Source organism: Tardiphaga sp. (genome assembly GCF_025356345.1).
In the GTDB taxonomy this organism is placed as follows: Bacteria; Pseudomonadota; Alphaproteobacteria; order Rhizobiales; family Xanthobacteraceae; genus Tardiphaga.
This window is the reverse complement of record NZ_JANXTC010000412.1, coordinates 1-6,145: the sequence shown is the minus strand read 5'-3', so window position 1 is coordinate 6,145 and position 6,145 is coordinate 1. Positions and strand designations below refer to the sequence as shown.

Annotated in this window: 7 protein-coding genes; 2 read left to right on the top strand and 5 right to left on the bottom strand. The window is 62.5% G+C overall.

The window, feature by feature from the left end; all coding sequences use genetic code 11:
• Positions 1–667, top strand: a 667-nt coding sequence (locus Q0S16_RS25480) for an HAD-IC family P-type ATPase (protein ID WP_295855068.1), incomplete at its 5' end; no start/stop codon positions are given.
• 359 nt (positions 668–1,026) lie between these two features.
• Here the strand turns inward: Q0S16_RS25480 and Q0S16_RS25475 are convergent.
• Both Q0S16_RS25475 and trxB read right to left on the bottom strand, forming a co-directional pair.
• Positions 1,027–1,950: a LysR family transcriptional regulator gene (locus tag Q0S16_RS25475; RefSeq protein ID WP_295855066.1), complete on the bottom strand. Its 924-nt coding sequence runs from the start codon at positions 1,948–1,950 to the stop codon at positions 1,027–1,029.
• A 2-nt stretch (positions 1,951–1,952) separates the two neighbouring features.
• The gene (gene trxB, locus Q0S16_RS25470; RefSeq protein ID WP_295855063.1) at positions 1,953–2,918 is read right to left on the bottom strand and encodes a thioredoxin-disulfide reductase; all 966 of its coding nucleotides are present in this window, start codon (positions 2,916–2,918) and stop codon (positions 1,953–1,955) included.
• Positions 2,919–3,182: 264 nt separating this feature from the next.
• Between trxB and Q0S16_RS25465 the strand changes: the two genes are divergently transcribed.
• A complete protein-coding gene (locus Q0S16_RS25465; RefSeq protein ID WP_295855061.1) occupies positions 3,183–3,662 on the top strand; it encodes an Lrp/AsnC family transcriptional regulator in 480 nt (159 codons plus the stop codon).
• Positions 3,663–3,777: 115 nt separating this feature from the next.
• On the opposite strand, the gene Q0S16_RS25460 is transcribed toward Q0S16_RS25465, so the two are convergent.
• The 3 genes from Q0S16_RS25460 to Q0S16_RS25450 form a co-directional block, all read right to left on the bottom strand.
• Positions 3,778–4,179, bottom strand: a complete 402-nt coding sequence (locus Q0S16_RS25460; protein WP_295855059.1) for a DoxX family protein — start codon at positions 4,177–4,179, stop codon at positions 3,778–3,780.
• A 189-nt stretch (positions 4,180–4,368) separates the two neighbouring features.
• Positions 4,369–4,845, bottom strand: coding sequence for a transcription elongation factor GreA (greA, locus tag Q0S16_RS25455; RefSeq protein WP_295855057.1), 477 nt, complete (start codon positions 4,843–4,845; stop codon positions 4,369–4,371).
• 194 nt (positions 4,846–5,039) lie between these two features.
• Positions 5,040–6,145: ATP-grasp domain-containing protein (locus Q0S16_RS25450; RefSeq protein ID WP_295855054.1), on the bottom strand; the 1,106-nt coding region annotated here is incomplete at its 5' end.

Here is a 6,145-nt window from a genome sequence, read left to right as displayed (position 1 = left end):
CGTTGATACCACGACACTCGACGGCGCTGCCGAGGCCGCGCGGGAAGGCGGCGCCACCGCGATCTACATTGCCATCGACGGCAACGTGGCGGGCGTGATTGCCATCGCCGATCCGGTCAAGGCCTCGGCCCAGCCGGCGCTGCGGGCGCTGCGCGCCAACGGCCTGCGCATCGTCATGCTGACGGGCGACAACCACACCACGGCGCTGGCGGTGGCCAGGACGCTGGGGATCGACGAGGTCGAGGCAGGGGTGCTGCCGGAACGCAAGAGCGAGGTGGTGGAGCGCCTGCGCGGCGAGGGCCGTCGTGTCGCGATGGTCGGCGATGGCGTCAACGACGCGCCGGCGCTGGCGGCGGCCGATGTCGGCATTGCGATGGGCACCGGCACCGACGTGGCGATCGAAAGCGCCGGCATTACGCTGCTGACCGGCGACCTCGCGGGGCTGCTGCGCGCCCGCCAACTATCAACGGCGACGATGCGCAATATCCGGCAGAACCTGGTCTTTGCGTTTTTGTACAATGCCGCCGGCGTGCCGATCGCCGCCGGCGTATTGTATCCGCTGTTCGGGATGCTGCTGTCCCCGATGGTCGGCGCCGCGGCGATGGCGCTGTCGTCGGTCAGCGTGATTGGCAATGCGCTGAGGCTGGCGAAGGTGAAGCTGGACTAGACGGATACTTGTCCCGGACGCGCAGCGATACGCACCTCCTGTAGGATGGGTTGAGCGTCTTCGCGAAACCCATCGGCAGAGGTTGATGGGTTTCGCAAAAGCTCCACTTATCCGACAGGTTGGACTTTTCGCAAAAAAAAAAGCCGGGCTCAATCGAGCCCGGCTGAGGTATTGGCCACAAGAGGCCGACACAATCACCTTCCAAGAGGGATAACTGAGCCACCGCACCGCTGGAGGAGGGGGACAAATGCACGATGCGACGTCTCAGCTTGGATAGGATATGACCCTCGTTCGCGGTATGCGGCAACGGCTCGCTCGGCATGTCAGACATGCGATGAACGGGCAGCGCCACGGAATATTCAGCCCGGCCAGCGCTGCGCCTTGCTGACGATGAAATCGCGGAACACCTGAACCCGGGCGACCGACTTCAACTCTTCGGGATACACAAAATAGGTATCGAGCTGGATCGAATCCGATTCCCCGAACAACTGTACCAGCCGGTTATTTTCCTCGACCAGATAGTCCGGCAAGGCGGCGATGCCGAGGCCCTGCTGGCAGGCGCGGACCAGGCCCAGGATATTGTTGACCTTGAAGTAGGATTCGCGCGGGCCGGAGCCGTTGCGTCCGGCTTCCACCAGCCAGTTGCGGTTCTGCAGGTGCGGCGCGACGCCGCCATCACTGAGCGTGATGATGCGGTGGCCGTCGAGTTCATCGAGGGTGCGCGGCGTGCCGAAATGCTTGACGTATTCCGGGGCGCAATAGGCATGAAAACCCATCGCGAACAGCTTGCGCTGGATCAGGTCGGGCTGGGTCGGCTTGCGGGTGCGGATCGCCACGTCGGCTTCGCGCATCGACAGATCGAGTTCCTCGTCGGTGACGATCAGCGAAATCCGGATCTCCGGATACAGCGCGGTGAATTCGCCGAGCCGCGGGATCAGCCAGTTGATGCCCACGCCGGGGGTGGTGGTGACCTTGAGGTCGCCGCTTGGTCGCTCGCGACTGTCGGTGAGCTTGGCGCGTGCCGCCTGCAACTGCATGAACACGTCATGCGCGGTGCGGAACAGCAGGTCGCCTTGTTCGGTGAGGATCAGGCCGCGGGCATGGCGGTGAAACAGCGAGACCGACAATTCCTGTTCGAGCGCGCTGACCTGGCGCGAGACCGCAGATTGCGACAGCCCCAGCTGTTCGCCGGCATGCGTGAAGCTTCCCGCTTCCGCCGCCGCGTGAAACACCTTCAGTTTGTCCCAGTCCATATCGGTAAATCCATCACGAGAGCGCCGCATCTCTATTCCGCCGCTGCGCGGTCGTGAGCATGGGCTGCGAGATAACGTTCGGCTTCCAGCGCGGCCATGCAGCCGAGCCCGGCCGCGGTGACAGCCTGCCGCCAGATTTCGTCGGCGACGTCGCCGGCGGCGAACACGCCGGGCACCGAGGTCGCGGTCGAATTTGGCGCTACCTCGATATAGCCCGACGGCCGCAGCCTGATCTGGTCCTTGACGAGTTCGGTCGCTGGCGCGTGGCCGATGGCGATGAATACGCCGTCCGCCGGGATTTCGGTGAGGGCGCCGGTCTTGACGTTGTTCAGGCGCACATGGGTGACCTTGTTGGGGTTTTCGGTGCCGCAGATCTCGTCGATGGCCGAATCCCACACCACCTTGATCTTGGGATGTTTGAACAGACGCTCCTGCAGGATGCGCTCGGCGCGGAAATGGTCGCGGCGGTGTACGATGGTGACGGAGGAGGCAAAGTTGGTCAGGAACAAAGCCTCCTCGACGGCGGTGTTGCCGCCGCCGACCACCACGACCGCCTTGTCGCGGTAGAAGAAGCCGTCGCAGGTGGCACAGGCTGAAACGCCGCCACCCTGGAATTTTTGTTCCGAGGGAATTCCGAGCCAGCGCGCCTGCGCGCCGGTGGCCAGGATCACGGTCTCGGCGAGGTAGACGTCGCCGGAATCGCACACCAGCCGGAACGGGCGCTGGTGCACATCGAGCTCGGTCACCATGTCGGTGACGATCCGGGTGCCGACGTGATGCGCCTGCTTCTCCATCTGTTCCATCAGCCACGGACCCTGCACCACGTCGGCGAAGCCGGGGTAATTCTCGACGTCGGTGGTGATGGTGAGCTGGCCGCCGGGCTGGATGCCCTGGATCAGGACCGGTTCCAGCATCGCTCGTGCGGCATATATCGCGGCGGTATATCCGGCCGGGCCGGAACCGATGATGACGACTTTCGCAAGAATGGGGGCGGCCATGGTCGAGTCCCTTTCTGAAGGGAAATTGTTCTGTGCTAAGGCTGAAGTTGCCGGCGAAAGCGTCGCAGCGGCGTTGAAAGTGTCAAATCCAAGTCCGCGTGGACTCTATGATATCTGTGGAGCCATGCAAGAATTGCAATCCGTCCCGGCAAATTTTCCCCAGAACGCGCTTAATTTCCGCGGTGCACGCGCAATAAAATTGCGCCAGACGGCGCGGCTACGGTAAGAGAGTTCAGACCTTCAGCCGAGCAGGATCTACCACGCGTGCCAAAAAGCCTAGACGAGATCGACCTCAAGATTCTTACCGAGATCCAGGCCGACGGCCGAATCACCAATGTGGAACTGGCCAGGCGGGTCGGTATCTCGCCGCCGCCCTGCCTGCGCCGGGTCCGGACCCTGGAAGAGGCGGGTTTCATCCAGGGCTATCGCGGGATGCTCGATCCCCGGCTGCTCGGCTTCGACGTCACCGTGTTCGCCTCGGTGCACCTGTCGAGCCAGGCCGATGCCGACCTCAAGGCGTTCGAGGATTTTGTCCGCAAGGAGCCGCTGGTGCGCGAATGCTGGATGCTGTCCGGCGAAATCGATTTCATTCTGAAATGCGTGGCGCCGGACATGGCTACGTTCCAGGATTTCGTCGGCCAGCTGACCGCCGCGCCGCATGTGCGCAATGTCCGGACCTCGCTGGTGCTGCATAATTCGAAATATGCCGCCGCCGTGCCGCTGGAATTGAAGGTCGCGGGCTGAGGCTCCTGTAGGATGGGTTGAGCGCCTTCGCGAAACCCGTCATTTCGGATGGCCTGATGATGGGTAGAGCCGGGACACGCCGCGCATGCCTCGGCTCTACCCATCCTACTTTAACTCAGCTCTTCTTGCGCAGCATCGCATCGAGGCTGATCGGGCCAGCGCCCGAGGTCGCCAGATACAGGCAGGCGAAGCAGAACAGGATCGCGGCGGTGCCGCCGTTCAGCAGCGGCAGGAACACCGGAGCCGCCTTGAACATGTGACCCATGAAATAGGCGGCCGCCATTTCGCCGGCGAGGATGAAGGCGACCGGCCGGGTGAACAGGCCGAGCAGCAGCAGCGCGCCGCCGACGAGTTCGAGCGCGCCGGCAAAGGTGATCAGCGGCGGGATGTTGGCGAAGTACGGCAGCACCGGAAATTTGAAGATCTTGGCGACGCCGTACTGCAGCAGCAGCAGGCCGGTGATGAAGCGAAACAGGCTGAGTGCGATCGGTTGATACTTGGAAAGCGTTTGGTCCATGTCATTAGTCCCCCTGTGATGACAAATCGCTGTTAGCATTATTGCATTGCGAAGTGTCGCTCACGGTGTTGTGAAAACACAGGATTACCGCGATTATTTCACATTCAATTCGGGCGTGCAGCCTGAATACCGCGCAGCAAAAAGCCGCGCACGGGGCGCGGCTTTTTTAGTCAAGATCGCAGGACGACTTCAGCGCCACTCGACCTTGGTAATTTCATATGCCTTGGCGCCGCCCGGGGCGACGACTTCGACGGTCGCGCCCTTGGCCTTGCCAATCAGCGCGCGGGCCATCGGAGAGGTGATCGAGATGCGGCCCTTCTTGGCGTCGGCTTCAGGCTCGCCGACGATCTGCCAGACTGCCTTTTTCTCGGTATCCTCGTCGACCAGCGTCACGGTCGCGCCGAACATGATGGTGTCGCCGGACAGCTTGCTGATGTCGATGATGTCGGCGCGCGCGAGCTTGTCCTCGAGCTCGTTGATCCGGCCTTCATTGTGCGACTGGTCTTCCTTGGCAGCATGGTATTCGGCGTTTTCGGAAAGGTCGCCATGGGAGCGCGCCTCGGCGATCTGCTCGATGATCCTTGGCCGGTTCACGGTCTGCCGCTCCTTCAGTTCGACCTCAAGCGCAGCGTAACCGCCGGCGGTCATCGGGACCTTTTCAACCATCTCTTTTCGTCCTTTAACGTCGTGCGACACGCGAATTTGGCGCGCACGATCAGGTCAATCTGTCATTAGGGCCGGATGGCTGCGTTTGCAGCCTCGGGGCCGGAAAGCGCCGAAACAGAACCACATCATGACCGGTGAGTTCCGGCCGTGTCGAGTTTAATTCCAATCAGCCGGAACGGGCGGCCCGGCCATTATCAGGATTCGGAAAAATAACTCTGCAATGTGCGGACCTCAAGGTCCCCGCCCAAATAGGCCCGGATGCCCTGCGCGGCCGCCACGGCACCCGAAAGAGTGGTGTAATATGGCACTTTATGCAAGAGGGCAGCCCGCCGCAGCGATCGGCTGTCGGCCAGCGCCTGCGGCCCGTCGGTGGTGTTGAACACCAGCTGGATCTCGCCATTGGTGATGGCGTCGACGATATGCGGCCGGCCTTCCAGCACCTTGTTGATCTTTTCCGCCGGCACGCCATTGTCGACCAGATAGCGCTGGGTGCCCGAGGTCGCGAGCACCTTGAAGCCCCGTTCCGACAGCAATTTGACCGCGTCGAGAATTCGGGTCTTGTCGCTTTCGCGAACCGAGACGAAGACGGTGCCCTTGCGCGGCACGCGGGTGCCGCCGCCGAGCTGGCTCTTCGCGAACGCCACCTCGAACGAACGGTCGATGCCCATCACCTCGCCGGTGGAGCGCATTTCCGGGCCAAGCACGGTGTCGACGCCGGGGAAACGTGCGAACGGAAATACCGATTCCTTGACGCCGACATGGCCGAGCGTGCGCTTTTTCAGGTTGAAGCTGGCGAGTTTTTCGCCAGCCATGATCCGGGCCGCGATCTTCGCCACCTGGATGCCCATCACCTTGGCGACGAACGGCACGGTACGCGACGCCCGCGGATTGACTTCGAGCACGTAGATGTCGCCGTCCTTGATGGCGAACTGCACATTCATCAGCCCGACCACGTCGAGGCCGAGCGCCATGGCGCGGGTCTGTTCTTCCAGCCGCTCGATCATCGCCGCATCCAGCGAATGCGGTGGCAGCGAACAGGCCGAGTCGCCGGAATGAATGCCGGCTTCCTCGATGTGCTCCATGATACCGACGACAAAGGTATCCTTGCCGTCGCACAGGCAGTCGACGTCGATCTCGATGGCGTCCGACAGATAGCGGTCGAACAATAGCGGGTTCTTGCCGAGCACGGTGTTGATCTGCCCGGTCTTGTCGTTGGGATAGCGCGCCTTGACGTCACCCGGCACCAGCTCCGGCAAGGTGCCGAGCCGCCATTTCACGTAGGAGTGAAGGGCCATGGAAA

Coding starts and splice junctions, on each gene's coding strand:
- Q0S16_RS25475 (WP_295855066.1), bottom strand. CDS start 1,950: ATGCGGCGCTCTCGTGATGGATTTACCGATATGGACTGGGACAAACTG.
- trxB (WP_295855063.1), bottom strand. CDS start 2,918: ATGGCCGCCCCCATTCTTGCGAAAGTCGTCATCATCGGTTCCGGCCCG.
- Q0S16_RS25460 (WP_295855059.1), bottom strand. CDS start 4,179: ATGGACCAAACGCTTTCCAAGTATCAACCGATCGCACTCAGCCTGTTT.
- greA (WP_295855057.1), bottom strand. CDS start 4,845: ATGGTTGAAAAGGTCCCGATGACCGCCGGCGGTTACGCTGCGCTTGAG.